Annotated in this window: 1 protein-coding gene and 1 pseudogene; both read right to left on the minus strand. The window is 59.7% G+C overall.

Annotated features, from left to right (window positions below):
- Nucleotides 1-199: glycogen/starch synthase (locus JCM25156_RS26490; RefSeq protein ID WP_034961550.1), on the minus strand; the 199-nt coding region annotated here is incomplete at its 3' end.
- Nucleotides 200-421: 222 nt separating this feature from the next.
- Nucleotides 422-692 (minus strand): annotated as a pseudogene (locus JCM25156_RS29655) (DUF3417 domain-containing protein); the annotation flags it as partial.

Genomic DNA, 692 nt, shown 5'->3' on the forward strand with positions numbered 1-692 from the left:
CGCGGCGTTCCCGCGCCGCCGCCATCACGGCGGGGTAGCCGGGCAGCAGGGTCGTGACATCCACCCCATACCGGGCCAGCGCCAGCGGCAGGGAACCGGCGACATCGCCCAGCCCCCCTGTCTTGACGAAGGGAAACATCTCCGCCGTGACGGAAAGCAGCCGGACTGGTGTAGGAAATGGGGTCACCGCACTGACCATCGGCCTGTTTCCTTGGTTTGGGAAAAACCGGTCATATTTTCTGGTTCTGAGGCAATTAACGGGCCATTAACCGCATGGTCTCACAAACACGGTTATGTGATCTGCCTCACATGCCCATTACTTCATAATGTTGCCACAGGGATGGATATTGAAATAAAAACACCCCATGCGCAGGGGTATGCACAATAATTACGGAAAATTATTATTTTCTGGCATGGTAGCCTATTTCAGCCACAGGATATGCGCGGCCTCCAGCGGAATGGTGGCGTCGGGGTGGAAGGGAATGACACGCGGCGTGTAATCGGAAAGCGGGCGCGTGGTCTGGATTTCCACGCTGTAGGTCTGCTGTTGCGGTTCCGGCGTGGCGCTGGCCACCATGGGGATGATGGTGGGGGGGCCATCGGGCTGGTCGGCGTAAAGCTGCACCTGCACCATGTCGGGCGCAAGCGGGCCGAGATGCAGGCCAACCGTGATCCGCCACCGCTCCCCCACC

The organism is Komagataeibacter kakiaceti JCM 25156 (assembly GCF_000613305.1).